19 protein-coding genes and 5 tRNA genes are annotated in these 24,260 nt (G+C 58.0%); 14 read left to right on the top strand and 10 right to left on the bottom strand.

Translation table 11 applies throughout. The features are described from left to right. From pstC to pstB, 3 genes are read left to right on the top strand one after another with little or no spacing between them, the layout of a single operon-like run. Complete coding sequence (gene pstC, locus QP027_RS09350; protein WP_284824306.1) at positions 1 to 1,086, top strand: phosphate ABC transporter permease subunit PstC; 1,086 nt, start codon at positions 1 to 3, stop codon at positions 1,084 to 1,086. Positions 1,087 to 1,102: 16 nt separating this feature from the next. Then, on the top strand, positions 1,103 to 2,023 hold the full coding sequence (pstA, locus tag QP027_RS09345; RefSeq protein ID WP_284824305.1) for a phosphate ABC transporter permease PstA: 921 nt from the start codon (positions 1,103 to 1,105) through the stop codon (positions 2,021 to 2,023). A 33-nt stretch (positions 2,024 to 2,056) separates the two neighbouring features. Next, on the top strand, positions 2,057 to 2,830 hold the full coding sequence (gene pstB / locus QP027_RS09340; RefSeq protein ID WP_284824304.1) for a phosphate ABC transporter ATP-binding protein PstB: 774 nt from the start codon (positions 2,057 to 2,059) through the stop codon (positions 2,828 to 2,830). Positions 2,831 to 2,981: 151 nt separating this feature from the next. Here pstB and phoU read toward each other — a convergent pair whose 3' ends face one another. Together phoU and dusB are read right to left on the bottom strand one after the other, a co-directional pair. Then, positions 2,982 to 3,725 carry a phosphate signaling complex protein PhoU gene (phoU, locus tag QP027_RS09335; protein WP_284824303.1) on the bottom strand — a complete coding sequence of 248 codons (744 nt, stop codon included), beginning with the start codon at positions 3,723 to 3,725 and terminating at the stop codon, positions 2,982 to 2,984. Between the two features lie 83 nt (positions 3,726 to 3,808). Next, positions 3,809 to 4,972 carry a tRNA dihydrouridine synthase DusB gene (dusB, locus tag QP027_RS09330; protein WP_284824302.1) on the bottom strand — a complete coding sequence of 388 codons (1,164 nt, stop codon included), beginning with the start codon at positions 4,970 to 4,972 and terminating at the stop codon, positions 3,809 to 3,811. Between the two features lie 260 nt (positions 4,973 to 5,232). Between dusB and scpC the strand changes: the two genes are divergently transcribed. From scpC to QP027_RS09315, 3 genes are all read left to right on the top strand, one after another. Beyond that, on the top strand, positions 5,233 to 6,738 hold the full coding sequence (gene scpC, locus QP027_RS09325) for a succinyl-CoA:acetate CoA-transferase ScpC (RefSeq protein ID WP_284824301.1): 1,506 nt from the start codon (positions 5,233 to 5,235) through the stop codon (positions 6,736 to 6,738). Positions 6,739 to 7,207: 469 nt separating this feature from the next. Further along, complete coding sequence (locus tag QP027_RS09320) at positions 7,208 to 9,616, top strand: cytochrome P450/oxidoreductase (RefSeq protein ID WP_284824300.1); 2,409 nt, start codon at positions 7,208 to 7,210, stop codon at positions 9,614 to 9,616. Positions 9,617 to 9,655: 39 nt separating this feature from the next. Further along, positions 9,656 to 9,883: a hypothetical protein gene (locus QP027_RS09315; RefSeq protein ID WP_284824299.1), complete on the top strand. Its 228-nt coding sequence runs from the start codon at positions 9,656 to 9,658 to the stop codon at positions 9,881 to 9,883. A gap of 73 nt (positions 9,884 to 9,956) precedes the next feature. Here the strand turns inward: QP027_RS09315 and cydC are convergent, their stop codons facing one another. From cydC to QP027_RS09295, 4 genes are read right to left on the bottom strand one after another with little or no spacing between them, the layout of a single operon-like run. Continuing rightward, positions 9,957 to 11,471, bottom strand: coding sequence for a thiol reductant ABC exporter subunit CydC (gene cydC / locus QP027_RS09310; protein WP_284824297.1), 1,515 nt, complete (start codon positions 11,469 to 11,471; stop codon positions 9,957 to 9,959). Further along, a complete protein-coding gene (locus QP027_RS09305) occupies positions 11,468 to 13,018 on the bottom strand; it encodes an ABC transporter ATP-binding protein/permease (RefSeq protein ID WP_284824295.1) in 1,551 nt (516 codons plus the stop codon). Before QP027_RS09305 ends, cydC begins: the two co-directional genes overlap by 4 nt. Before the next feature lie 3 nt (positions 13,019 to 13,021). Then, the gene (cydB, locus tag QP027_RS09300; protein WP_284824293.1) at positions 13,022 to 14,029 is read right to left on the bottom strand and encodes a cytochrome d ubiquinol oxidase subunit II; all 1,008 of its coding nucleotides are present in this window, start codon (positions 14,027 to 14,029) and stop codon (positions 13,022 to 13,024) included. Beyond that, a complete protein-coding gene (locus QP027_RS09295; RefSeq protein ID WP_284824292.1) occupies positions 14,030 to 15,622 on the bottom strand; it encodes a cytochrome ubiquinol oxidase subunit I in 1,593 nt (530 codons plus the stop codon). A 193-nt stretch (positions 15,623 to 15,815) separates the two neighbouring features. Here QP027_RS09295 and QP027_RS09290 point away from each other — a divergent pair. From QP027_RS09290 to QP027_RS09280, 3 genes are all read left to right on the top strand, one after another. Continuing rightward, positions 15,816 to 15,888 (top strand) — tRNA-Lys (locus QP027_RS09290). Between the two features lie 120 nt (positions 15,889 to 16,008). Then, on the top strand, positions 16,009 to 16,668 hold the full coding sequence (locus tag QP027_RS09285) for a hypothetical protein (RefSeq protein WP_284824290.1): 660 nt from the start codon (positions 16,009 to 16,011) through the stop codon (positions 16,666 to 16,668). A 4-nt stretch (positions 16,669 to 16,672) separates the two neighbouring features. Continuing rightward, positions 16,673 to 16,873 carry a hypothetical protein gene (locus tag QP027_RS09280; RefSeq protein ID WP_284824289.1) on the top strand — a complete coding sequence of 67 codons (201 nt, stop codon included), beginning with the start codon at positions 16,673 to 16,675 and terminating at the stop codon, positions 16,871 to 16,873. A 1-nt stretch (position 16,874) separates the two neighbouring features. On the opposite strand, the gene QP027_RS09275 is transcribed toward QP027_RS09280, so the two are convergent. Then, the gene (locus QP027_RS09275; RefSeq protein WP_284824287.1) at positions 16,875 to 17,201 is read right to left on the bottom strand and encodes a metal-sensitive transcriptional regulator; all 327 of its coding nucleotides are present in this window, start codon (positions 17,199 to 17,201) and stop codon (positions 16,875 to 16,877) included. Positions 17,202 to 17,353: 152 nt separating this feature from the next. Here QP027_RS09275 and QP027_RS09270 point away from each other — a divergent pair. Further along, a tRNA-Glu gene (locus QP027_RS09270) sits at positions 17,354 to 17,426 on the top strand. A gap of 29 nt (positions 17,427 to 17,455) precedes the next feature. After that, positions 17,456 to 17,532 (top strand) — tRNA-Asp (locus QP027_RS09265). A gap of 195 nt (positions 17,533 to 17,727) precedes the next feature. Here the strand turns inward: QP027_RS09265 and QP027_RS09260 are convergent. Next, complete coding sequence (locus QP027_RS09260; RefSeq protein WP_284824286.1) at positions 17,728 to 21,462, bottom strand: phosphoribosylformylglycinamidine synthase; 3,735 nt, start codon at positions 21,460 to 21,462, stop codon at positions 17,728 to 17,730. Between the two features lie 349 nt (positions 21,463 to 21,811). On the opposite strand from QP027_RS09260, the gene QP027_RS09255 reads away from it, so the two are divergent. From QP027_RS09255 to QP027_RS09245, 3 genes are all read left to right on the top strand, one after another. Next, positions 21,812 to 21,885, top strand: a tRNA-Asp gene (locus QP027_RS09255). 24 nt (positions 21,886 to 21,909) lie between these two features. Further along, positions 21,910 to 21,982, top strand: a tRNA-Phe gene (locus QP027_RS09250). A 146-nt stretch (positions 21,983 to 22,128) separates the two neighbouring features. After that, positions 22,129 to 22,419, top strand: coding sequence for a GNAT family N-acetyltransferase (locus tag QP027_RS09245; RefSeq protein ID WP_284824284.1), 291 nt, complete (start codon positions 22,129 to 22,131; stop codon positions 22,417 to 22,419). On the opposite strand, the gene epsC is transcribed toward QP027_RS09245, so the two are convergent. Further along, on the bottom strand, positions 22,420 to 22,989 hold the full coding sequence (gene epsC / locus QP027_RS09240) for a serine O-acetyltransferase EpsC (protein WP_284824282.1): 570 nt from the start codon (positions 22,987 to 22,989) through the stop codon (positions 22,420 to 22,422). Between the two features lie 140 nt (positions 22,990 to 23,129). Continuing rightward, complete coding sequence (cysK, locus tag QP027_RS09235) at positions 23,130 to 24,065, bottom strand: cysteine synthase A (RefSeq protein ID WP_284824280.1); 936 nt, start codon at positions 24,063 to 24,065, stop codon at positions 23,130 to 23,132. Between the last annotated feature and the right edge of the window lie 195 nt (positions 24,066 to 24,260).

The following is a 24,260-nucleotide window of genomic DNA, read 5'->3' as shown; positions in this document are numbered from 1 at the left end:
ATGGCTAGCAACAACTTGCCTGACGCAGAGCAGGAACAGCTCCACGCAGGGGTAACCACGACATCCGATGCACCTGAACCTTCTTCTGCGGGCATCCCAGTTTCCGCGGGTGATGATAAGGCAACTGCGACAACGACACCAGCAAAGGGCGCCGGCGTAAAGCGTCCGGGCGACCGTGTCTTCGAGTTCCTTTCCGTTGCATCGGCGACTTTGATCACCATTCTGATTGCTGCGATCGGTATCTTCCTTCTGATCCAGGCAACCCCACCGTTGATGCGTAACGAAAACGGCATCCTCGGCTTCTTCACTTACCGTGGCCCATGGCAGACCAACGACTTGGAGAACATGAAGTTCGGTATTCCGAACATGTTCATGTCCACTCTGACCATCTCGCTGATCGCTTTGATCATCGCGATGCCGATCGCTCTGGGTATTGCAATCTTCCTGTCCAACTACGCACCGAAGCAGCTCGTCCGCCCGCTGGGCACCCTGGTCGATATGCTCGCCGCGGTTCCTTCGATCGTTTACGGTCTGTGGGGTTGGCAGGTTCTGGGTCCATTCCTTTCGCCACTGTACGAGTGGATTCACTCTTGGGCTGGAAACTTCTTCCTGTTCGCGACCTTCTCCAACACCCCTTCGTTTGCAACCGGCCGTAACATGCTCACCGGTGGCATCGTGCTTGCAGTGATGATTCTCCCGGTTATCGCCGCTACCGCACGCGAGGTTTTCGTGCAGACTCCTCCGGGACAGATCGAGTCCGCTCTGGCGCTCGGCGCAACCCGTTGGGAAGTTGTTCGTATGACCGTTTTGCCGTTCGGTCTTTCCGGTTACATCTCCGGTTCCATGCTCGGTCTTGGCCGTGCGCTGGGTGAGACCATGGCACTGTACATGGTTGTATCGCCTTCCTCGGCGTTCCGTGGATCCCTGTTCGACGGTGGTACCACCTTCGCAACGGCGATTGCTTCCGCGGCCGCAGAGTTTAACAACCCAATCTCAGCAGGTGCCTACATCGCTGCAGGTCTGGTTCTGTTCTTGCTCACATTCATCGTCAACTCGATCGCTCGTGCGATCGTGAACAAGAAGTAAGGGGAAGGAGCGAACAATGACTACTGTTACCCCTACTAACGAAAAGGTCTCCGGCGCAGGCGAGCCGATCTTCACTCACATCTCCGGAAGCCGCAAGACCACCAACACCGTCATGTCGGTTCTCATGTGGACCTGCATGATCGTGGCAATGATTCCACTTGTCTGGGTTCTCTGGACAGTAATTTCCCGAGGAATCGGTCCAGTCCTGTCTCCTGAATGGTGGACCATGGACCAGTCTTCCACCATCGCACTGCTTCCTGGCGGTGGCGCCGCACACGCCATCATCGGTACGTTGATGCAGACCCTGGTTGCATCCATCATCTCGATCCCGGTGGGTATCTTCACCGCCATCTACTTGGTTGAGTATGCACACGGCTCCAAGTTGGGCAAGATGACCACCTTCATGGTTGACATCCTTTCCGGTGTTCCTTCCATCGTTGCTGCACTGTTCATCTACGCACTGTGGATCACCATCCTCGGCCAGGGCCGTTCCGGTCTTGCCGTGGCATTGTCCCTGATCCTTCTGATGATCCCGATCGTTGTTCGTAACACCGAGGAAATGCTCCGCGTTGTTCCGATGGATCTTCGTGAGGCGTCATATGCACTTGGCGTTCCTAAGTGGAAGACCATTGCACGAATCGTTCTGCCAACCGCCCTTTCCGGTATCGTCACCGGCATCATGCTGGCAGTTGCTCGTGTCATGGGTGAATCCGCACCGGTACTGATCCTGGTGGGCTCCACTTCTTCTGTGAACTGGGACCCAACCGGTGGACCACAGTCCTCCCTTCCTTTGATGATGCTGGACATGTACAAGTCCGGTACCGCACAGCCAATTATGGACAAGCTGTGGGGCGCTGCTCTCACTCTGGTGATCCTGGTTGTCGTCATCAACCTTGTAGCTCGTCTCATCTCTGCCCGCTTCGCGATTAAGAAGTAAGTCGCCACACCTACTCACTCTGAGGAGAATCTAATGTCTAAGCTCGTACTCAACGACGTTGATATTTACTACGGCGACTTCCACGCCGTTCAAAGCGTTAACCTTGACATCCCAGCACAGGCTGTGACCGCATTCATCGGTCCATCCGGCTGTGGTAAGTCCACCGTTCTTCGTACCCTGAACCGCATGCACGAGGTCATCCCTGGTGCTTCCGTCAAGGGCGAGATCCTGCTCGACGGCAAAAACATCTACGACCGCGACGTCGATCCAGTGTCGGTTCGCAATACCATCGGCATGGTTTTCCAAAAGGCAAACCCATTCCCAACCATGTCCATCGAGGACAACGTTGTTGCAGGCCTGAAGCTCTCCGGCGAGAAGAACAAGAAGAAGCTCAAGGAAGTTGCAGAGAAGTCCCTCCGCGGCGCAAACCTCTGGGAAGAGGTCAAGGACCGTCTGGACAAGCCAGGTGGCGGCCTCTCCGGTGGTCAGCAGCAGCGTCTGTGCATCGCTCGTGCGATCGCAGTTGAGCCAGAAGTTCTGCTCATGGACGAGCCTTGCTCCGCTCTTGACCCAATTTCCACCCTTGCAGTCGAGGACCTGATCCACGAGCTGAAGGAAGAGTTCACCATCGTTATCGTGACCCACAACATGCAGCAGGCTGCACGTGTGTCCGATAAGACCGCGTTCTACTCCCTCGAGGCAACCGGCAAGCCGGGTCAGCTCATCGAGTTCAACGACACCCAGAAGATCTTCGAGAACCCTGACAAGAAGGAAACCGAAGACTACATCGCGGGTCGATTCGGCTAAACGCCATTTTCAACGAATCCTTAAGTTGGCCCCCTCGCTGCAAGGTGAGGGGGCCAACTTCCTGCCTTGGCAAGAAGCCTTCTGGCATTGACGACGAAGCCTCACCACAGGGAAACCCAGTGGTGAGGCTTATCGGTGTCTCCAACGCCTGCTATTCGGGGCGGAAACCTCGGCGGAACTGCCGTTCCAATGCCTCGAAACGCTTCGCGAGCTCAGCCTCCTCACGATCAGACTCGCGCTTTCGCAGGTACTCCTCCGGCTGTAAGCCAGTGGTGAGGTACACGATTCGAGCAGCCACGTTGACACAGTGGTCTGCGTAGCGCTCGTAGAAACGAGTGAGTCCAGCAAGATCTACCGCCTGGCGGATCGAGTGCTTCCACTCGCGCTGAGTCATCAACTCAAGAAGGAAACTGTTGAGGTCGTCAACGGCATCGTCATCCTCATTCAGAATCATGGCTACGTCAGCGTCAGGGTCGACAAGGAGATCGTGAGTCTTCTCGCCCATTTCCTGAACCAAGCGAGCCATCTCCTCGACGTACCCCACCATGTCATCAGACAGGACTGGATCTGGGTGACGGCGTCGCGCCGTATTCGCAACGTGCATCGCCAGGGCAGCCATGCGGTTGAAATCCTCAACGATATAAATCGACGAGACAACCTGGCGCAAATCAGATGCCACAGGGTTTTCTAGCGCCAATAATTGGACAGCGCGCTCTTCGCAACGCACACGGATTTCCTCGAGTGGGTCAGCCAAGGACAAGGCATCCTCGGCTTTCTCCAACGAAGTGGTGAGAAGGGCTTCGGATGCCTTATCCATGATCGATCGGACGGAGTCGCACATGACCAACAGATCGTGCGCGAAAGCGTCAAGATGTTCACGGTAGACAGTTCGCATGCGAGCAATCATAGGGCACGGACAAGAAAATTGCGCAACATGTGAAACTACAATGGCCAAACAAATGGTTAACGTGAAGGAAACTAGCCGCCGTTATTCTCTATCTCTGCACCTACTGGAACGGTCTCATCTTCAGGGTCGTCGAGCCAGCCGTCGGGGAGTGCCACTTTCGACGAAGAACCCTGGCGGCCCCGGGCCCCGTCCGAGTCGTCCGCCAAAACCTCAGAGTCTTCCCAAGGCGCCAGTTCGTCGGCAAGCTGCTTGAGAGTTGACACCTTTGCTAAACGCGCACGGAGCTCGCCGCCTACTGGGAAGCCGCGCAGGTACCAACCAGTGTGTTTGCGAAGTTCGCGGCATGCCCGGTCCTCGCCGTCGTGCTCTGCGAGCAATTCGGCGTGACGGTAGATGATGCGGGTGACCTGCCCAAAAGTAGGCTCGGGAGGCACCGCCTCACCACGCAGCTGCGCGCCGATTTCCGCGAAGAGCCATGGCCGGCCGAGGCAGCCACGCCCCACCTGCACGCCTGCGCACCCTGTCTGTTCCATCATTGCTTGGGCATCAGATGCTGCAAAGATGTCGCCATTTCCCAATACTGGGATGCCGGAGCCATCCATGTGCTCGACGAGGCGAGTGATCTCATCCCAGTGAGCCTCGCCGGAGTAGCGTTCGGCAGCGGTCCTCGCATGCAGCGTAACGGCGGAAGCTCCCTCTTCGGCAGCAATCCGGCCGGCATCGAGATGGGTGTGGTTGTCGTCGTCAATGCCGATGCGGAACTTCACCGTGATCGGAATGCCGGAACCTTCCGCGGCGCGCACGGCGGCAGCAACGATGTTTGCGTAGAGGCGGCGCTTGTAGGGGATCGCTGAACCGCCTCCGCGACGAGTCACCTTGGGTACTGGGCAGCCGAAGTTCATGTCGACGTGGTCTGCCTTGTTTTCATCGACGATCATTTTGACGGCTTTATATGTGTACTCGGGGTCCACAGTATAAAGCTGCATCGAGCGCGGGTTTTCAGACTCGGCGAAGGTAGTCATGTGGAGAGTTTTCTCGTTGCCTTCGACAAGTGCGCGGGCGGTGATCATCTCACACACGTAGAGCCCGGAGGTTGTGCCCGTTAGCTCCTGTTCAATCTCGCGACACAAAACGCGAAACGGCATGTTTGTTACGCCAGCCATGGGGGCGAGGATGACTGGCGAGGAAAGATCCATGTTGCCGATGCGTAGACGAGGTTGATTCACGCACGCCATTGTCCCAGTAGGAGTAAAGAACTCCAAAAAATGAACGGTTCACGTGACGGGGGTGACTGGAGGGGGTGAAAGTACAGGCCCCTAGATTGGGGTTTGTGGAGGTAGTGAACGCAGGACTGTCTGATTTAACCTGCAAAATTAACATCGTTGCGAAGATCGTCCCCAAGGACCGTGAATCTTGTGGCGTGCAATAGATTTTTGGGCCACAATATGCTGGAACACACATTTATTGTCCTACGTAATAGAAGGTGAATGAAAGCATGAGCGAGCGCATCGCAAAAGCTGACCTGAAATCCAAGGTTATGACCGCGGCAGAGGCCGCTGAGTTTGTAAACAACGGCGACAAGGTCGGCGTTTCCGGCTTTACCGGCTCGGGCTACCCAAAGGCACTGCCAACCGCCATCGCTGAAAAGGCGAAGGCTGCTCACGCTCGCGGCGAAGAGTTCGCAATCGATGTGTTCTCCGGCGCATCCACCGCTCCTGACTGCGATGGCGTCCTCGCCGAGGCGGATGCAATCCGCTACCGCATGCCATACCAGTCCGATCCGACCATGCGTAACAAGATCAACGCTGGCGAGATGAAGTACCAGGACATTCACCTTTCCCAGTCCGGTCTCTACGTTGAGCAGGGTTTCTTCGGCAAGGTCAACGTTGCAATCGTCGAGGCGATTCGTATCGACGAAAATGGCAACATCGTGCCGTCCTCCTCCGTGGGTAACTCCGTCGAGTACATCAACGCGGCTGACAAGGTCATCGTTGAGATCAACAACTGGCAGTCCCTGGATCTTGAAGGCATGCACGACATCTGGTCTGTGCCGGCGCTGCCGAACCGCGTTGCCGTGCCGATCAATAAGCCTGGTGATCGCATCGGTGTCGGGTACATCGAGGTTGACCCAGCAAAGATCGTCGCAATCGTCGAGACCGATGAGGCAGACCGCAACGCACCGTTCAAGGAGCCAGACGAGGTTTCCAAGCAGATTGCTGCCAACTTCCTCCAGTTCCTCGAAGACGAGGTTGCTGCTGGTCGCTTGAGCTACGACGGCTACATCATGCAGTCCGGTGTGGGCAACGTTCCAAACGCAGTGATGGCCGGTCTGCTGGACTCCAAGTTTGAGAACATCCAGGCATACACCGAGGTTATCCAGGACGGCATGGTCGACCTGATCGATGCCGGCAAGATGACTGTGGCTTCTGCAACCGCGTTCTCGCTGTCTCCTGAGTATGCAGAAAAGATGAACGACGAGGCGAAGCGTTACCGCGAGCACATCATCCTCCGTCCACAGCAGATCTCGAACCACCCAGAGGTCATTCGCCGCGTGGGTCTGATCGCGACCAATGGCATGATCGAGGCCGACATCTACGGCAACATCAACTCCACTCACGTCAACGGCACCCGCGTGATGAACGGCATCGGCGGTTCTGGCGATTTCACCCGTAACGCCTTCGTCTCATCCTTCATCTCCGGTTCGGAGGCTAAGGGCGGCGCGATCTCCACCATCGTTCCTTTCGCTTCCCACATTGACCACACCGAGCACGACGCAATGGTCATCATCACCGAGCGTGGCTACGCCGACCTCCGCGGCCTTGCTCCACGCGACCGCGTGGCGAAGATGATCGAGATCGCTCACCCGAACTACCAGCCAGCTCTGCAGGAGTACTTTGAGCGTGCACAGTCGGTACAGCCGCATCTGTCCACTCCTCATGATCTGAAGACCGCGTTCGACTTCCACGTTCGCATGCTGGAAAACGGCTCCATGATGCCATAGAAGCGGTTTTTCGCTTAACGACGAACTCTCTGCCCCAGTTTCAGACTGGGGAAGGGGAGTCAAGGGCCCGGCCCCGATATTCCATCGGGGCCGGGCCCTTTTTGTTGTCTTTGGATACGGAGATCGGACATGCGTAATTCCGTAAGACGGAATCATGCTAGTCGCCACATTCCGCAAAAGGCCCATTGTGGAAGTAAACGGGCATCCAATTTTGAAACTTTGCAATCATTATGAATGTTTATAAAAGGCGATGTGACCAGCGCCATTGTGGGGCTGCGGGGAGTGGAAGGGGTGTTAATGGCTGTTAATGGTCAGATTTCCGCCCCTGTTGGGGGGTAATTCTCTGCGGAAACGTCTAAACCATTTGTTTGTAGTCTGGCTCACGTATAGCGTCCATCTTGTAACGCCGAACACAACTCGGCGCTAAAGGCGTATTAGGACACGAATCCCCAAGGAAGGGGCGGACGCAATGACAAGCACTGTTAACGACATGATTAACCAGGTCAACGAGGCTGGCCAGGTTAATGAACCAAACGCGGCGGAATCCAAGTGCCCATACCTCAACGGTGAGAACACCTCTCTCACCCGCGAAGAGGCTCTCGAGATTTTCGGCACCCCGGGCGAAGGCGCAGACGCGAACTTCGACTTCTTGGGCCAAGAGTTCGTAGATGATCCATGGAAGCACTCCGAGTGGGCATTCGAACACCAGCCCGTGTTCTACTCTCACAAGTCCGGCTACTGGGTAGTTACCCGCTACGAAGACTGCCTAGCTGTTTTCAAGGACCAGGAGAACTTCACCGCTCATACCGCTTTGGAGAAGGCAGTTCCAATGTCCCCTGAGAACCAGAAGGTTCTCGACGACTACGGCTACGACTTCCGCGACACCATCGTCAACACCGATGAGCCAATCCACAACCCACGTCGCCGTGCACTCGAGCAGCCATTCATGGTTGACGAGCTGCGCAAGCTGGAAGGCACCGTCCGCGACACCGTAGATTCATACATCGACAAGTTCATCGATAAGGGCGAAGTAGACATCTTCCGCGAGCTGCTCTACATCTCCCCGCTGACCGTCGCGCTGCAGTTCATGGGTGTTCCAGCGGACGACATGGAAAAGATCCACCAGTTCTCCATGGGCCACGCAACCGCTACCTGGGGCAAGACTACCCCTGAGACCCAGGCGAAGGTCGCCGAGACCAACGGTAAGTTCTGGCAGCACTCCCAGCGCGTTCTGAACAAGCTAATGATGGCTGAAGAGACCGAGCCAGGTACTGGTTGGGTACCTCACTCCATCCGCGCGCACCGCGAAGACCCAGAGTCCGTCCCGATGTACTACCTGCGCTCTAAGACCATGTCTGCGGTGACCGCAGCGCACGACACCACAGCGAACTCGGTATCCAACCTGTTCATCTACCTGTTCACCGAGCGTCCAGACATCTGGAACCTGCTCAAGGACAAGCCAGAGCTCATTCCGAACGCAATCGAAGAGTCCTTCCGTCTTAATGGTGGCTCCCACGCATGGCGTCGTCGCACGCTTAACGACGTAGAAATTCGCGGCGTGAAGATCCCAGCTGGCGAGCGCGTTCTTTTGGTCACCTCCGCTGCTAACCGCGACCCAGAGGTGTTCCCGGATCCACACACCTTCGACCTGTACCGCGATAACGTCACCAAGCACCTGCTTTTCGGCTACGGCATCCACCAGTGCATGGGCCGTAACCTCGCTCGTCTGCAAATGCAGATGATCTTGCAGCAGCTGCTTAAGCGTCTGCCACACATGGAGATGGACAAGACTCAGGACTTCGGTCGTCTGCCTTCCGTTTCCTTCCGCGGCCCTCAGACCATCAAGGTCACCTGGGACCCAGAGAAGAACCCTGAGCGTCTTGGCGAGCTGCCAAAGGACAACCCAGAGATCATCTACAACGGCCCATCCCGTGAGCTGAAGACCCGTCAGATGAAGGTTGTTACCGCTGAGAAGGTCACCGACAAGGTTATGAAGATCGTCCTCGAGCCAGTCGAAGACATCGACCTGCCACAGGCTTTCGCAGGTGCCCACATCGAGATCAGCGCCGGCGACCTGAACCGCCAGTACTCCCTGGTCCGCATGACCCCACGTTCCTGGGAAATCGCAGTCCAGCTCGAAGACGAGTCCCGTGGTGGCTCCAAGTGGATCCACGACAACGTCCACGAAGGCGCAATTATCGATGTGCGTGGCCCTCGCAACAACTTCCGCTTTGACAAGGATGCAAAGAAGCTCATCCTGGTCGGCGCAGGTATCGGTATCACCCCGATGCTCGCAATGGCGGACGAAGCCAAGCGCGAAGGCATCGACTACGAGCTGCATTACTCCGGTTCTTCTAAGACCAAGATGAGCTACCTGGAAGAGATCGTGCAAAACCACGGTGCCAATGCTCACCTGTACATTTCCGACGAGAAGAACCGCATGGATATCTCCCAGTTCGCGGATCGTTACGAAGAAGGCGTGCAGCTGCTCACCTGTGGTCCAGACCGCTTCACCAACGAAGTTCTCGAGGTCACCAAGGATTGGCCAGAAGACACCGTTCGCCGTGAGTCCTTCACCGCGTCCACTCTGCTTGACCCATCCAAGAACGATGAGTTCAAGGTGAAGCTCAACTCCACCGGCGTTGAGTACGACGTTCCTGCAACCATGACTCTGCTAGAGACCCTGGAAAACGCTGGCGTTGACCTCTACGCCGAGTGCCGCGAAGGTCTTTGTGGCACCTGTGAGGTTGGCATCATCGAGGGCGAAGCGGAGCACCGCGACCAGGTTCTCACCGCCAAGGAAAAGAAGGCACAGACCTCGATGATGGCGTGTGTCTCCCGTGGCTGCAAGGGCCAGACCCTGGTTCTTGACGTCTAAGAACCGTCCCACTACATCTACTTAAAGGAGCACCACACCATGGCACACGTTGATCTCTGGGACATCTTCAAGGACGTTCCACAGGAGAAGCTCGTCGGTCACTTCAAGACCTACATGGCTGATCAGCCAGACAACAACCTCATCGAGAACAAGTCCACCGAGGAGCTCGCTGAGCTTCTAGTCACCGCTTCCACAGGTGCTGAGGACGACTTCTGCGTCACCAAGGTCTTTGACTACGCGATGAAGTTCATCCGACACGACGGCTAACCTCATCCTGTTCAATTGCCCCCGCCGAGCACGCTAGGCGGGGGCAATCGTCGTTAAGCGCGGCTTGCAACACCTACTGAACCTCGTAGCCCACAGGCCCATCAGTATGAGACACGACGATGATAGTGCGCTCCGGCTTCGGGCCTGGCAAGGGGGCGTGCAAAAGCATGTTCAGGATCTCGTCGGCGGCATCGGGGGAGAGGTGTTCGGTGGGTTCGTCGAGAAGCAGCACGTCGGCATCGCTGCAGAGCGCTCGGGCGAGCAGTAATCGGCGGCGCTGCCCCGACGAGAGCGAGTCGGCACCGTCGGCCAAGAGGAAATCGAGGTCGAAATCAAACCCGACCGCTTGGAGCACCTGGTGCATCATCTCGTCGGTGGCGCAGGGTGATGCGACCCGGATGTTCTCCCGCACTGTAGTGGAAAACAGCCAGGCATCCTCGGCGAAGTAACGCGCACCTTCAGGCATGGTCACCTCACCTGCTGCAGGCGGAAGCAAGCCCGCGACGGTGGCCAACATCGTCGACTTTCCGCATCCAGATGGCCCGCGCACGACCATGCGCTCGCCAGGTGCTAGATCGAAATCCCACACGGTATCACCGTAGATGGTGTGCAGGTTATTCGCACGCACCCGAGTTGTTTGCTCGCGATGAGGTGCAGCCTCTTTTGGCTTATCGACGATTTCGCGTAGCCTCCGCGCGGCTAGCTTCGCATCTTCTGCGTGGATTGCGGCGGTGGACAGCGGTCCGTGGGCCTCAAAAGCTGCCAGCGGGATCATGATGAGCATACCCAGCCAGACAGGATTGCCGGTGTAGTTGGTCACCGCGATCCAGGTAACAAACAGTGCGGTGAGACCGGTGGCCCAGGCCTGGATCCCCTCGGCGAGGGCTTCTGGGCGCTGGGCCAGGATGCTCGCGCGGGTGGAGCGGGCAGAGGCATCGATGGTGCGGCGGATGTGATCGTCGTGAAGCCCTGCGGACTGGAATTCTGCGCGGTGCTCCAGGACTGCATCGAGTCGAGTTTGGAACTCGTCGGTCGCTTCGACGTGGCCGGTGTCGCGGTTGGCACGGACGGACAACCGGGGGATCACGATGCCGGTGAGGAGAAATCCGCCGGCCAAAACCACCGCCGCCAAGGGATGGAGTAGTGCCGCAAAGACCAGCGCGGCAATAGACAGCACGACTGCAACACCGGCGGGGACGACGGTGCGCACGATGAGGTCTGTGACGCGCTCGGTGTCTGAAACGAGCCGGACGTGGCCCTCGCCCCGGGAGACCGGCGAGGAAGAGAAAGCCATCGCGTCGTAGACGCGGGCGCGCAGCGTTGTAAGCGCGGTGAAGGCCAGTTTGTGCGAAATCAGGCGGTCAAGGTAGCGAAATACGGCGCGGGAGATACCCAAAGCGCGCACGCCTGTGATGGCTACGGAGAGGTCGAGGACCGGTGGCATCTGCCAAGCGCGGGTGATCAGCCAGCCAGACAGGATTGTGAGCGTCAGTGCCGAAAGCAACGTGATCGAGCCAGCGGTGACCGCCCAGACGATGTCGCGGGTGCGCACGCCGGCAAGCTGCAGCAGATAACGAAGATCTCTCACAGGTGAATCACCTCGTCGGCGATGTCGTAAATACGGCGATCATGAGAGGCAATAACCACGGTGTGGCCAGCGTCAGCCAGCGCAGAGAGCGTGCGCAACGACTGCTCGGTGAGCTCGGGGGAGAGATGGGCGGTGGGTTCGTCGAGAAGCAAAATGTCTTCGTTGGCTGCGATCGTGCGGGCAAGCCCGATACGTTGCAGCTGACCTGCGGACACGCCGGTTCCTGCCGGGCCTACGGCATGATCGAGGGGAACGTCGAGGCCAACGGCAGCGATCGCCCGTGGCGATGCCGCGGCACCGAGAAGTTCCACGTTGTCCTGGACCGTCCCAGGGGTGGTTGCGGGGCGCGCCGGGAGGTAGGCCACCGAACCTCCGACGGCGATAGTCCCGGTGACATCCTTGTCGGGCAGCACCCCGAGGGCCGCAAGAAAGACCGTCGACTTGCCGGAACCATTGGGACCTGCAAGAACAGTGATACGGCCGGGTTGGGCGGTGAAGGTGAGATTGTGGGGGCGGACTCCGTCACGGCCTTGGACCGAGAGGCTCACGGCCTGAATACCCGCTGAAGAACTACGCAGATAAGCGCCGGTGGTGTGGGGAGGATCTTCGAGAAGCTCGAAGATGGTCTCGGCAGATTCGAGACCATCGACCGCCGCATGGAAATTCGTGCCCACCTGGCGCACGGGGTTGAACACCTCCGGGACGATGATCAGCACGACGAGGCCGGCGAGGAGATCCATGTCACCGTAGACCAAGCGCAGGCCAATGTTTACCGCGACAAGGGCCACCGACAAGGTGGCAAGGAACTCCAACGCAAAGGACGACAAAAACGCCAGCCGAAGGACACCCATCGTGGCTTTTTGGTGGCGGGTTCCGGTTTCACGTACTTGGCGCGCGGGCTGCTCGGTGGCGCGTAGTGCCCGCAAGGTCGGCGCGCCTGCCAGGAGGTCAGCGAGCTGATTGCCAAGCCCGGAAGTCACGCGCAGGCGTCGCTCGGTGTGGGCTGCGGTGAGCTTACCGATCAAGATCATAAATGCGGGGATCAACGGCAGCGTGACCAAGGCGAAAATGCCGGAAATCCAGTCGAACACGAAGATGGTGATCAAAGCGGCCGGCGTGGCGATACACAGCGCGACCAAAGATGGCAAAAACTCTGACAGGTAGGGGCGGAAGTCTTCTAGTCCCTTGGTCAAGACGTGGCGCCACGTCGCGGATTGCTCCTGAACCTGGCGCGGGTCGCGTTGCGATAAAGCACGCAAAGACTTTTCACGCAGCGTTTCGATGGTGGCCCCAACGGAGTCGTCGGAAAGCCTTTGCGCAGCCCAAGAAACCGCACCATGCGTGACGACGACCACCGCGAGCGCTACCAACAACCAGGCGTACGGTACATCGCGGCCCTCGACGGCGCTGGCGCCGAGAATACCAATGAGCACTCCGCGGGCGATGAGCAGAGCAGTGGTCAGTCCTTGCGCAACGCCGGTGCGCACAATAAGCGTGCGGACCGGCGGGACGAGCTTGATCAAACGCGGATCAATAGGGGAAGCCAATAGTTAGACTTTCACCCTCTTGCGGAACGACCAGTACGTCCAGCCCTGCGTGATTAGCACGGCTGGGAGGAAGATAACCGCAGCCCACGTCATGACCTTCAAGGTGTACGGGCTGGACGATGCGTTGTAGATATCCCAGCCAGCAAAGGCCGTGCTTGTCGACGGCATCACGTCTGGGAACAGCGAGCCAAACAGGAGCAGGCCAACGCCGAGGATCGTGAAGGCGGTGAGCGCGAATGCCCAGCCGTCGTGTTCCTTGAAAAGCGCGACGATCGCGGCGAGCAAGAACACAACGGTGAGTGCAAGCACGACCCAGGTCCACCCTGCACCCAGTGTTAGCTGTACCCAGATCAGGTACACGGCACCGACAAGGACAGTAGGGACGACCAGCCACTTCTTGGCAAACGCGTGCATGTGGCTGCGCAGTGGATCTTCTGACTTGAAGCCTAGGAACAGCGCGCCGTGCAGCATAAACACGAGCATGAAGGCGAACCCACCCAAGAGGCCGAGTGGGTTGAGCAGGCCGATGAAGCCGTCGGTGAAGGAGTTGATGCGACCGTCCTCGTTCATCGGAACACCAGCAACGATATTGGTAAACGCCACTCCCCAGAGGATCGCGGGGAGGTAGGAACCGAATACGGTGCCGATGTCTAGTTTCTTGCGCCACGCCACGGTATCGACTTTGACGCGCCACTCAATGGACACACCGCGAACAATCAGTGCGATCAGAATCAAAACTAGCGGCAGGTAGAAGCCGGAGAAGAGGGTGGCGTACCACTCAGGAAATGCTGCGAAAATAGCCGCTCCGCCCGTGATCAGCCAGACCTCGTTACCGTCCCAGATCGGACCAATTGTCTTGATGGACGCGGTGCGACGACGGTCATTCGCCTCGGCGTTCTCGCCACCAACGAAAGGAAGCAACATGCCGACGCCAAAGTCGAAGCCTTCCAGGATGAAGTAGCCCACGAAGAAAAAGGCAATAACGAAAAACCAAAGAATGTTCAGATCCATTTACTTGCCCTCTTCTTCGTCGTCAAGCGAAGCAACCTTCGTCTCAGTTTTCACTGCCGTAGTGCCCGTTGCGCTGGCATCGTCGCTAAAAGAGAGCGGGGCAAGCTCGGTGTCTTCGTCCGGGCCGTAAGTGACTTCAGCAACGTTGTCGGCATCGCCTCGCTGGATACCTGGCTGGTCCAGTCCGTGGAGGACGTAGCGGCGCATGAGCCAGAACCAAATCACGGCAAGGATGCCGTAGAGCAGGGTAAACAGCACCATGCTGAGTAGGACTTGCCACGCGGCGTGGTCGGAGACGCCGAAGTCCACGAGCATGTGGATGTTTTGCTCCCCACCTGGTGACTCCGTGCCCTGGTGCGCAGGATTCGGGTGCACAATCCAGGGCTGGCGACCCATCTCGGTGAAGATCCAGCCCGAGAAGTTGGAAATCCACGGCGCGGGCAATGCCAAGAGGGCACCGATGCCGAGCCACTTGTTCGTCGGCACGCGCTTTTTGCGGGTGACCCACAGGGCGACAACAGCCATGATCATTGGGACAACCATGAAACCGATCATGAGACGGAATGCCCAATAGGTGACGAACAAATTCGGGGTGTAGTTGCCGGGGCCATAGAGCAACTCATACTGCGCGTTGAGCTCCATGGCGCCCTGCAACTCGACTCCGGTGAACTTGCCCTCGGCGAGGAACGGCAAAACGTAAGGCACACCGATGAGCTGCACGGCACTTTCACAGTCGTTCATCGTAGAGATGGAAAGGACAGAAAACTTCGGATCCATCTCCGTGTGACAGAGGGCCTCCGCCGAGGCCATCTTCATTGGCTGCTGGACGAACATCAGCTTGGCCAGGAAGTCACCGGTCAGAGACACACCCACCGTAGCCACGAGGATGACCCATGAACCGAAGCGTGTGCACGTACGCCAAATGGTCGCCGCCTCGCCGTTCGGATCGCCCTTGCGGTTCTCGCGGATCATCCACCAGCCTGCAATACCGGCGACGAACGTGCCAGCGAGCATCCACGAGCCGAAGACAGCGTGCGGGAATGCCTGCAGTGCGGTTGGATTAGTGAGCAGTGCCCAGAAATCGACCAGCTCGGCGCGGTCAGTTTCGGGGTTGTACACGGCACCTACTGGGTGTTGCATAAACGAGTTGGCCACGATGATGAAGTACGCGGACAAATTAACCGCCACGCTGACTATCCAGATAGATGCGAGGTGCGCCCACTTGGGGACGCGCCCCCAACCAAAAATCCACACCCCGAGGAAGATGGATTCGAAGAAGAATGCGGCTAAGCCCTCGAAAGCGAGAGGGGCGCCAAACACATCGCCGACAAAACTGGAGTATTCAGACCAGTTCATACCGAACTGGAACTCCTGCACGATGCCGGTAACCACGCCTGTGGCGAAGTTGATCAGAAACAGATTTCCAAAGAACCTGGTTGCACGATACCAGCGTTCATCATTGGTTTTGTGCCACATGGTTTGCATGATCGCAACCATGGGCGCCAAACCAATCGTCATTGGGACGAAAATATAGTGGTAGACGGTTGTGATGCCGAACTGCCACCTTGATAGGTCGACTAAGTCGAGCTCCATGAGAAAGCTCCTCAAACTCTCAAAACCGGATTGCACGGCCCTGGATCGAAAGTAGGACAATAAAAAGTATGCCCTCTCTATCCTTAGTCGGAAGTGGATGAATAAAAGTTCCCCCGACATGAAACGCCCTCAAAAGGGGTGACGAAAGTCCGATTTTTAGTCTGGCGGACATTAGCGCTACGATATTGCGCACGGGCCTTTAGCTCAGTTGGTAGAGCTACGGACTTTTAATCCGCAGGTCGCGGGTTCGATCCCCGCAGGGCCCACAATTTACCCCGCTTACTTAATGTAAGCGGGGTTTTCTTTTTCTCGACGAGGCGTGGAATCTACGGCTGGAGGAAACAATTGCTGCTGCTGCGGCCTTTCACATATAAGGAAAGGCGGTTGTGTTGAATAACTTGGCAACATTAAAACTGCAGTTGCAGGCGCTAGGGGAGGTGAATCTTCATCTAGGGATCCGGTGGGCAGCAGAAATGCTCTTGATCGCTGTGTTTGGTTGCGGAAGTCTGGCATTTGGCGGGGCGATGGCGTGGAATGGAATCTTGGGTAATCTTCCTCAAGACGCGCCGAACCAAGAGGGAGGTTTCGGAATGGCTGAGCGTCCGATGATGGTTCTGATGGGTGCCTTCTTCTTCCTTCTTGGTGTCTTGATGATTTTGGGTTTGGCCCCAAGTCTTCGGCCCTCGTATCTGCGTGCTCATTGGCTGAAGGTGAACTGGACAGGGATTTACATGGCCGGGGTGTTAGTTCCTTGGCAAATGATTCGTGAAATCGATCTCTATCGCGTTTCCCACGGAAGGCTGGATAAGTTGCACATGCAGTTCGTTCTCGCGTCGTCTGAAGAGGGAGTGCAAGCAGTGTGGCCCGACGATACAAGGTACGGGCGAGTCTTAGCGCAAGCAGTTAACGAAAAACGAACTCTGTTTCTGTATACCCACAGTCTCAATGTGCGACCCAAGGTGCTTCTGGCCTTCTTGCTGTGGGTGCAAGAGGCTGTTGGGGATCGCTCAGGGCCCCACGCCTCAGATTCCACGCCGCTATCATGACACCATGAGTGAAAAACCTTCGTCTATCGTCCGGTTTGCTCTCGGGGTTCTACTAATTGTCACCGCCGGAGTCATCGTCTACCTCGGAGAAATCGACGATTCGCCAGGACTCGGAGGGATCGGCCTGATTCTCGGCCTCGTTGCCGCAGCAATGTGTGTCAAGGCAGTGCTTGCTTATCGACGAGCGCACCGTTCCGAACAGTAATCTACGATTTGACCATGCGCTTCACGGCGGCCATCGCTTCGGTGATCTTGTCGTCGGCAAGCTCGCCCCCATCTGCCACTGCATCTGCAACGCAGTGGTGAAGGTGGTCTTCAAGCAGTGCAAGCCCAACGTTTTCCAGTGCTGATGTAATCGCGGAGATTTGGGTAAGAATATCGATGCAATACTGATCCTCATCGATCATGCGGTGCACTCCGCCGACCTGGCCGGCGATGCGGTTCAGTCTGGTGAGGTAGCGAGCCTTGTCGGAGCTGTAGCCGTACGGACCGTGGCAATCGGGCAATGCGTGTGAAGAAGCTTCGTCTGACATGCTTTCATAGTATACCCATTGGGGGTATCACTGATAGAAGATGCGTCGCTTCAAAAGGCGCTGTCTTCCAGCCGTTTTGCCAAAGTGATGGTTGGTCGTATACCTTTAACAAAGTCGCCAGCCTGCTTCGGTAGTCGGGAAGACACGTTCTAGCTCCCATCGTCTAGAGGCCTAGGACTCCGCCCTTTCACGGCGGCAACACGGGTTCGAATCCCGTTGGGAGTACGAAGAGTTTTGCTCTTTCAATCGAATACGGCCCTGTGGCGCAGTTGGTTAGCGCGCCGCCCTGTCACGGCGGAGGTCGCGGGTTCAAGTCCCGTCAGGGTCGCCACGTATTCCTTAGCACCGGTGTTGTTACGCCGGTGCTTTTTCTATTGGTTGGTCTGCTTTTACGTGCCTTGCGCTCAACGGACTTAAGACAAAGTCGATGGGTTGTTGAAGAGCCAGTGCGCAGCAGCAGGGCGCGAAGATGAGAAAGGCGCCACCTTCCCAAGTGCTAGGAAAGTGGCGCCAAGACCCGCGAGAACTATTTGCCAGCCACGTAGCTCACGGCGTTAGCAAAGATGTCCTGCACCGTGACACCCGGGATATTGCGCATGAGACCTTCCCGGAAGCGCTCTGGGTGGCCCATCTTGCCCAAGATGCGTCCGCAAGGAGAGATCACGCCCTCAATTGCATACGACGAACCATTCGGGTTCGCTGGTGCGGCCATGGTCGGCGCGCCGGTTTCATCGACATATTGGAACGCAACCTGGCCCGCCTCAAACAGTGCCCTTGCATCGTCCTCGGAGACGACGAAGCGTCCCTCCCCGTGTGAGACCGGTACCAAGTGGGTCTCTCCCGGCTCGAACGTAGCAAGCCAAGGGGAAGCTGCAGGGCTCGTCGCCATGCGGGTGGTGGCGATGCGTGAAACGTGGCGCAGCTGGCGGTTGTGCGTCAGGGTAGGGGACTCATCGGTCACCTTGGCGGGGTCGCCGTAAGGGAGGAAACCGGCCTTCACCAAGGCCTGGAAGCCGTTGCAGATGCCCAGTACCAGCCCGTCGCGAGCAGTAAACGCCTTGATCGCTTCGGCCACCTCGGCGGAGCTCAAAAACGCCGCCATAAACTTTGCAGAGCCGTCGGGTTCGTCGCCAAGCGAGAAACCACCGGAGAACGCAAGGATCGACGTTGCAGGATCATTGAGCTTATCGACGAACGCCTGCGTATCTTCCTCCAGCATCTCCGGCGTAAGGTTGCGCAGCAGATGGAACTCAGTGGTAGCTCCTGCGGCTTGGAAGGCCTCGGCCATGTCGTACTCGGAGTTGGTGCCCGGGAAGACCGGGAGCAGAACGTGGACCCCGGACACCCCGGCCGCTTCTGTGACCTGCTTGGTCACTGCCTCTCCGGTAGGAAGCGCGGTAGCGAAATCCGGTAGGGACTCAGCCTCTGCGATATTCAGCGGGTACACAGCGCGGTAGCCCGACTCCAGTGCTTCAAGCGCTTCTGCGACTGTGAAGGATTCGAAGCCGAAATCCAACACCGCCGTTTCATTCGTCGTGCCCAGTAGTACGCCACCGTCTACTACTGTGCCTGGCTCAACAGCGACCAAAACAGTACCGATTGAAGCGTCGAACGAATCCTGCGCTGCTGTAGCGGTGAACCCAACTACGTTGCCAAGCGCCATATTCACCAGCGCTGCCGGCAGACCCGACTCGGTCACCGCAGTGGCAGCAATGATCGATTCCGCCGCAGCCATGGCGCGTACGGTCGCGAAATTAGCGTTGAGCTGCTCGTAGTTTGGCTCGCCGGAATCCAGCGGTGTGTGCGCGATGCTGTAGATCTCAAAGGTGCCTGCTGGAAGCGCGGCACTGATGGTCTCGCGGGCATCCATCGCGGCCACGGCGAAAGTGACCAGGGTTGGTGGCACGTGCAGATCGTCTCCGTAGGTGCCGCTCATGGAGTCCTTGCCGCCAATCGCAGCAACTTGGAATCCGTTCTGCGCCTCCAGCAAACCAAGAAGCGCCTGGGTAACCTCGCCCCACAGCTGTGGATTCTGATCGAGTCGCTGGAAATACTCCTGCACGGAGAGCCACGCCCCGCGTGGGTCCGCACCCGTGGCGGTCAGGCGGGCGAGCGCCTCCACTACGGAATAGGCACCCATGAGGTAGGGGGATTCGTCGGCAAGCTGTGGCGAGTAGCCGTAGGACATGACCGAGGCGGTGTTGGTGCCACCGGGTACGGGAAGGGTCTGTACCGATGCGACTTCGTCAGTCTTTTGGGTGCGGCCACCATAGGGCATGAGCACGGTGGAACGGCCGACAGTGGAGTCGAATTGCTCGACCATGCCTTCCTGGGAACCCGCACGTGCATGGGCAAGGGCTTCCAAAATTGAGGCAGGAGCAGCAGGCGCTGCTGCGGCAGGCGCAGCCACCATTTCTACTTCTTGTGCGCGATCGGCACCGTTGGTGTCGATGAACTCGCGAGAGAGGTCGAACACCAGCTCGTCGCCGAGGAACATGCGCATCCGGCCGGTGTCGGTGATCTCAGCGAGTTCGACGGCCTCGATATTCTCGGTCGCGGCGGCATCGATGAACGCCTGTGCGTCAGCATGTCGCACCACAACAGCCATGCGCTCTTGGGACTCGGAGATGGCGATCTCGCGGGCGTTGAGACCGGAGTACTTGAGCGGCACGCGATCCAGGTGGATATCAATGGAATCAGCAAGTTCACCAACCGCAACTGAGACGCCACCGGCACCGAAATCGTTGCAGCGCACGATCATCTGCGCGACCTCGGGGCGGCGGAATAGGCGCTGGATCTTGCGCTCATTGACAGGGTTGCCTTTTTGTACCTCTGCTCCAGACCGTGCCACGGATTCCTCGTCGTGAGCCTTAGAGGACCCGGTAGCCCCGCCAACACCATCGCGGCCGGTGCGGCCGCCCAAGATAATGACTACGTCGCCTGCTTCAGGCTCGAGGCGTTTCACGTTCTCTACCGGCGCGGCTGCTACTACGGCTCCCAGCTCCATGCGCTTTGCAACATAGCCCGGGTGGAAAAGCTCGCGAACGCCGGTTGTAGCCAAGCCGATCTGGTTGCCGTAAGAGGAATACCCTTCGGCGGCTCGGGTGGAAATATCCGCCTGAGGTAGCTTGCCCTCTAGGGTTTCCGAGCGGGGAGTGTTGATATCGCCAGCACCGGATAGGCGCATTGCCTGGTAAACCCAGGAACGACCCGAAAGAGGGTCACGGATTGCTCCACCAAGACACGTAGACGCCCCACCGAAGGGCTCGATTTCGGTTGGGTGGTTGTGAGTCTCGTTTTTGAACATGAGCAACCATTGCTCTTCGCCACCCTTCGCTGGGGTATCCACGTCGACGTACACAGAGCAGGCGTTGATCTCCTCGGATACTTCCTGATCATCCATGACCCCGGTGCGGCGTAGTTCGCGGCCCATGATCGTACCCATGTCCATGAGGCTGCGTGGCTTAGCGGTTCGGCCGTTGGCTTCTCGGAGCTCCTCGTACAACTCCAATGCGCGGTCCAGCTGCGCGCCGAAACGTGGTTCCGAATTTTTGATCGATGTCAGCTCGGTATTAAACGTGGTGTGGCGGCAGTGGTCAGACCAGTAGGTATCCAAAGCGGACAGTTCGACCTCGGTGGGAGTGCGTCCCTCGGCGATGAAGTACTCCTGTGTCACCTTCAGATCGCCCAGGCTCATGGCCATACCGTCGCGCGCGATCATGGCGGCGAGGCCTTCGTCGTCAAGCTCGAGGAAGTCTGGGTACTGCTTGAGTGGTTCGGCTTGGCCGACAGCCGGCTGGCGCAGCACTGCAAGGTCCTTCTCGCAGGACTCCACGGGGTTAATCAGATAGCCACGGATCGCAGCAAGCGCCTCGGTGCTCTGGGACGGCTCAAAGAGATATGCCTGTCCGGTGTAAATTGCGGCCTTAGACTCTGGGCGAAGCAAACGAAGCGCTTGCTCAGCCGCGTCGGCGCGCTGGTCATACTGGCCCGGCAACGGCTCTACGCCCAACGTCGACGACGCCTGTGAGACCACGGCGTCGAGCTCGTCGTGGGTGAGCATGTCGTCGACACGCGCGTCTGCGATGACAGAGGAAGTAAGGGCCCGTGTGTCCTCGTCGGTGGCGTCGAAAACATCGTAGAGATTAATAATCGCGATGGAGTCCACTGCGACGCCATCGAGATTATTAAGGGTATCGCGTAACGCGGTCTCCTCATTGCGGAACTGAAGCTTGCGACGAACGCCGTGACGTGTGTCCATGAAGTTGGTGGACCTTCCTCGAACTAGTGGGACAGAATGCGACGCGAAAAACATGAGCTCCGAAATTACCGTGGTGCTCGTATTGACCCGCGCTGGATTTCCTTGCTAAGTCTATTGCATTCACCCAGCGTTTCCATTTCCGCAAACTTTGCTGGTGTCTAGTAAGCGTCGCGGCACGGCAGCGCTTGGGGTGCGCCGTGAATTGCGCTCGAATCTGAGGCCACGTTATCCGGCAGGAAACACCGCTTGAGGTTGTGATTTGTCGTTCAACGTCCCCTCTGTGTAAGGTATTAATTCGTGCGAAAGACAGCCCGCAAGGGAAGTCCGGAGCATGAGGATAAATCAATAAGGCCCTGTGGCGCAGTTGGTTAGCGCGCCGCCCTGTCACGGCGGAGGTCGCGGGTTCAAGTCCCGTCAGGGTCGCAGAAGCACTGAAAAGCGCTTCTTGGCCAGATAGCTCAGTCGGTAGAGCACACGCCTGAAAAGTGTGGGGTCGCCAGTTCGATCCTGGCTCTGGCCACATCCTCGTAGAACCCCCTTACCCCCGGTAAGGGGGTTCTACACTTTTACACAGGCATCGTTGGAATACTTGGTGACATTCCGAATTCACTCTCACAACCCCCGCAATCGCTGTGGTTGCGGGCGACACCAGGAATGGAGGAGTCGATGTCGGGGAACACTGAAATTGACCACCAGCCAGAGAAGTTGCGTTACATCATCAAGGTCGACGGTCGCGAGGCCGGCTATGCCGAATACGTGCCACTTGGCGACGAAGTCCTGGACTTCAACCACACCGTCATCGACCAGGCGTACCGTGGCCACGGTCTGTCGAGCATTTTGCTGACGGAGGTGCTCACGGATGTCCGTCGCGCGGGCAAAAAAGTACGCCCAACCTGCAGTGCGGTTGAGCGCTTCTTCGAGAAGAACGAGGCCTTCCAGGACCTGCGAGAGCAGTAGCTAGATCTTGTAGTTGCCGGGGTCGACGAGGGGTTCGTTCTCCTCTTTGAGGCGAGGACGGTTCTTCGCCGGGATCCCCATGGCGATGTGATGCGCCGGGACATCCTTGGTCACGACCGCATTCGCGCCCACCGCGGAGCCTTCGCCGATCACGACTGGCCCGAGAATCTTGGCACCCGCCCCGATCGTGACGTTGTCCTCGATCGTCGGGTGGCGCTTCGTCTGGGTGAGCACCTGCCCGCCGAGGGTGACTCCGTGGTAAAGCATGACCCCGTCGCCGATTTCGGTGGTTTCGCCGATGACGATGCCCATTCCATGGTCGATGAAGAACCTTCGGCCAATTTTCGCACCTGGGTGGATTTCGATGCCGGTCAGTGCGCGGTTAATCTGGGCGAGGATGCGCGCGGGGCCCTTGAGCCCTCGGTTCCACAGCGCGTGACACCCGCGATGCAGCCAGATGGCGTGCAGTCCGGAATAGACAAGAGCGTTTTCCAGATCGCCACGTGCGGCGGGGTCGTGCGTCTTGGCGTTGGCCAGATCCTCGCGGATCATCTTCACCAGTTTGATCATGGTGCCAAAGTCTAGCAGCGCTCTTTGGTTTAACCTTTGACAGTTCTGATTTTCATGCGATGTCTCGCTTAACGACGACAAAACCGCCCCTTCCCACGACATTTCTGTGTGGGAAGGGGCGGTCGTCGTTAAGCCTGCGATTAGTCGCGGATGTCCTCGTAGAGGATGGTGGAGACGTAGCGCTCGCCGAAGTCAGGAATGATAACGACGATGGTCTTGCCGTTGTTTTCCTCACGGTTGGCCAGCTCGAGAGCCGCCTTGACGTTTGCGCCGGCAGAGATGCCACCGAGGATGCCGTCCTTCACCGCGAGCGCGCGGGAAGTGGAGATCGCGTCCTCGTTGGAAACGGTGAGGATTTCATCGACGACGTTGCGATCGAAGGTTCCCGGGATGAAGTTTGCGCCGAGGCCCTGAATCTTGTGCGCGCCTGCCTGGCCGGTGGACAGAAGTGGGGAAGCCGCAGGTTCGACTGCGACAGCCTTGAAATCAGCCTTCTGCTCCTTGAGGTACTTGCTGGCGCCGGAGATGGTGCCGCCGGTGCCCACACCTGCAACGAGGATGTCTACCTGGCCGTCGGTGTCGTTCCAGACTTCTGGTCCAGTGGTCTCGTAGTGAATCTTTGGGTTGGCCTGGTTTTCAAACTGGGACGCGAGGATGGCGTTGTCAGTGGTTTCGACGAGCTCGTTCGCCTTGTCCACTGCTCCCTGCATGCCTGCGGAACCGGGGGTCAGGATGATCTCGGCGCCGAATGCGCGGAGCACGACGCGGCGCTCATTGGACATGGTTTCGGGCATGGTCAAGATGACCTTGTATCCGCGTGCCGCTCCTGCGAGTGCCAATGCGATACCGGTGTTGCCCGATGTCGCCTCGACAATGGTGCCGCCTGGCTTGAGATCCCCGGATGCTTCTGCAGCGTCGACGATGGCCTTGCCGATGCGGTCTTTGACCGAGTTCGCCGGGTTGAAGAACTCCAGCTTTGCTAAGACGCGAGCGCCAGCACCTTCGGTGATGCCTTTCAGCTCGACCAGTGGGGTGTTGCCGATTGTTTCGAGGATGTTGTCATACACCTTTGCCATGGAAGGGTGTGCTCCTTTTCTAGTGATTTTCTCTTATCTATGCCTCTTGCGGAGCGATCCGCAATGCTTGACGGCTACTGTACACCGGACAAGTAGACCGTTCAGTATGGAGGGGGTAGACAGGTGTGTTTTAGCAGGTGGGTGCAGATTTTTTCGGGGGTAACTTGGGGGTGGTGGCTTGTCCGGTGTGAACCG

Source organism: Corynebacterium breve (genome assembly GCF_030252165.1).
Taxonomy (GTDB): Bacteria; Actinomycetota; Actinomycetes; order Mycobacteriales; family Mycobacteriaceae; genus Corynebacterium; species Corynebacterium breve.
This window is presented reverse-complemented; position numbering and strand designations above follow the sequence as displayed.